We start from the raw sequence: 2,996 nt of genomic DNA, 5'->3' as shown, positions 1-2,996 counted from the left end.
AAAATATAAGACAGTTGGAGTTGTTTTAGAAAAACTTAACCCGAACTGGCGTATAAATAGAGAGGTCAGTGCCAATGACATTTGTCACCGACGGAATGAAAGCCTTGTCTATGGTAAGACCAACAAGTTTCGCAACTTTCAACTCCCGATTACGGACATTCACTTCTTTGATATAGTCGCCTAAATGTTTATATGTTGTCACGAGTAATAATCCTTTTCAAAGATGTCCATATACTTTTGGAAAACGAAAATTCGGTTCCGACTTTGTCCTGTCAATTCCTTGAGGTAATTATCGGTGCATAAATCTTTGATGAGTGTATTGGCAGACTTGTATGTCACATTGCAAGCCTTTGCTGCATCCTCAACATTTGTATAAGGATTTTCTAGAAGTTTATGCATCAAAACAATGGCCGTGGTACCCCTTCTCCCATATCTTGCACGTATATCCTCCTCCATCTCATCCTTGAACCTAATAATTTGTGAAAGGGTTTCAACGGCTACAGTTGCTGTTTGTTCTACACCTACAAGGAAATATTTTATCCATTGCAACATATCATTCTTTACACGAATATTATTGAGATTGTCGTAATAAATGTCTTTTTTTCTCTCAAAAAAGGAAGAAAGATACAGAAGTGGTTTGTTGAGAATGTTTTCTTTTACAAGAAACAGAGTAATGAGTAATCGTCCAATTCGTCCATTGCCGTCAAGGAAAGGGTGAATAGTCTCAAACTGATAGTGGGCAATGGCAATACGAATGAGTGCGGGCACGTGTATTTCGTCATTGTTCATGAACTTCTCCAGATCGCTCATTAAGTCATCAAGCAATTGATGATGAGGGGGAATATATCTGGCATCAGCCAACGAAGCACCACCAATCCAGTTCTGGCTAGTTCGAAACTCTCCAGGCATTTTATGTTCACCACGGACACTATTCAACAGAATCTTGTGCGTTGACTTTATAAGTCTGGACGAAATTGGGAGTCGGTTTAGTTCCTTTATTGCCTGATTAATGGCAACAATATAGTTTTGCACCTCTTGCCAATCATCTCGTCTTTCTGGAAGGATCTCGCTTTTGGGAAGAATAGCCTCGTCAATCCTTGTTTGAGTCCCTTCGATTCGGCTTGAATCCACAGCCTCTTTCATAACGTGCAACTGTATGAAGAGGCCAATATTGGGAACTAAACGTGAAAAAGAATTCAGTTCACCCAGTTTAATGGCAGCCTTTTCTAGCAAATGATTGATTGCAGGGTCATTCCATCCCCATTCATCATTGATAAATGATGGAACAAAATACTTATAGCCATATCCTTGTTCGTAATGACCTGACTCGAATTTTTCTATCTCTATCATATTATCTGTTTTTGCTACAAAGATACAATAAAATTATTGTTATTTTACTTTTGTGTCTGAAAATAAAACAAGCTTGTTGGCTATTTTACTTTCCGTGCAATTTGTATCTTAACTTATCGAAGAGGTTTTTCTGCTACTGGTTGCTCTCTTCTTCCTTTTGCAAGAGGTCGCCCAGGTTGGTTTGCAGCTGACGGACGCATACGGGGTTCGAAGTTTATCTGCTCATCACGGTTGCGGAACTCAATGTATTTGCTGGGAACGAGGCTCCATCCATTCTTCTCAATCTCGTCGAGGGTGGCAGAGTAGCAATATTCTGGCTCATTGTGATAGGTGTGTTCATAATCCACACGTTGCCAGTTATGGAAGTTCTCAGCTATCTGTTGTATCTGCTCTGTGGAGAACTGAATATATTTCTTCTCGAATGGCTCTCTCCTTTGGCGCAAGTCAATGAACAGCACTTCATCCTCACGATTGCGATAGTGAACCATCTTGCCATTTTACTCCACAGTACGGGCTTTCGTGTTATTATTCAGAATCCAAAGAGTTACACTGATGTCAGTAGAATAGAACATGTTTCGTGGAAGAATGACTATAGCTTCCACAAGTTTATCCTCTAACGACTGACGACGGATAGCCAATTCTGTGCCGTTACCACTCAGAGCACCGTTGGCAAGAAGGAAACCTGCCGTACCATTGACAGAGAGTTTGCTTACAATGTTCAGAATCTAACCGTAGTTGGCATTACTGGTCGGAGGTATTTCGTAACCTACCCAGCGTGAGTCGTCCTTCAGTTCGTTCTCAGCTCGACATGCCTTCTGGTTAAATGGCAGATTAGCCATAATGAAGTCAACTTTCAAATCCTTGTGCTGATCATTGTGGAAAGTGTCGGTAGCCATCTCACCTATGTTACAGGCAATGCCACGAATGGCAAGATTCATCTTCGCCAGTTTGTAGGTGGTATTGGTATATTCCTGTCCATAGACAGAGATGTCACGCTTGTTGCCATGATGCGCCTCAATAAACTTCTTACTTTGGACGAACATACCACCAGAGCCACAACAAGGGTCATATATATCTGGGTCTTCCGGAATTTGGAGTGATGGTATGATAGATTCCTATACTCCCTATAGATACGGGAGTTTTATAAGTTCCTTATTATATGAACTTTGTAATATAAGGCACATATGTATCATAACGATATGTTTTCTAACCTTCAAATTGGCACTTTATATTTTTTAATTGCAGTAAATAAAGGAGTTAAAAAGTATAGAACTAACAGAAGTAGTTGATTATCAGACATTAGACACTATCACTCCGAATTCCGGATGAACCTTTATTTTAATACCAGCACGTTGCACCCCTCGTTTTACGGATTTGCAGCAACTCTCATAAGAGGGCAGATTGAATATGGAGGAATTCAAATCATTAGGAGCCTCACCTATCAATGACTGTAATCCATCGTTCAGAGGTATGACGACACCGCTATGTGCAGAGTGCCCCCTGGGCTTGTTCTATTCAAATTTCAGTAGATGATAGGAGTAATCAATGTTTTAGGATACCTGTTTTTTTGAGCGAAAAATGCTGTTATAGGTCAATAGTGTCCTAAATATTTTTCAAATTAGTGGGGACAGGTTTACAGGTATCGA

Annotated in this window: 2 protein-coding genes and 2 pseudogenes; 1 reads left to right on the top strand and 3 read right to left on the bottom strand. The window is 40.2% G+C overall.

The window, feature by feature from the left end; all coding sequences use genetic code 11:
- The coding region (locus tag JHU38_RS12135; RefSeq protein ID WP_207859406.1) for a hypothetical protein at positions 1-184 on the top strand (184 nt) is incomplete at its 5' end.
- 14 nt (positions 185-198) lie between these two features.
- On the opposite strand, the gene JHU38_RS12130 is transcribed toward JHU38_RS12135, so the two are convergent.
- The 3 genes and pseudogenes from JHU38_RS12130 to JHU38_RS12115 all read right to left on the bottom strand — a co-directional run.
- On the bottom strand, positions 199-1,350 hold the full coding sequence (locus JHU38_RS12130; protein WP_107581699.1) for a Fic family protein: 1,152 nt from the start codon (positions 1,348-1,350) through the stop codon (positions 199-201).
- Between the two features lie 113 nt (positions 1,351-1,463).
- A pseudogene (locus JHU38_RS12485) lies at positions 1,464-2,393 on the bottom strand (N-6 DNA methylase).
- 297 nt (positions 2,394-2,690) lie between these two features.
- A pseudogene (locus JHU38_RS12115) lies at positions 2,691-2,900 on the bottom strand (site-specific integrase); the annotation flags it as partial.
- Positions 2,901-2,996 lie beyond the last annotated feature (96 nt).

It is taken from the genome of Prevotella illustrans (assembly GCF_017426725.1).
GTDB classification, from domain to species: Bacteria; Bacteroidota; Bacteroidia; order Bacteroidales; family Bacteroidaceae; genus Prevotella; species Prevotella illustrans.
The sequence above is the reverse complement of the archived record's forward strand: the minus strand, read 5'-3'. Positions and strand labels throughout refer to the sequence as shown.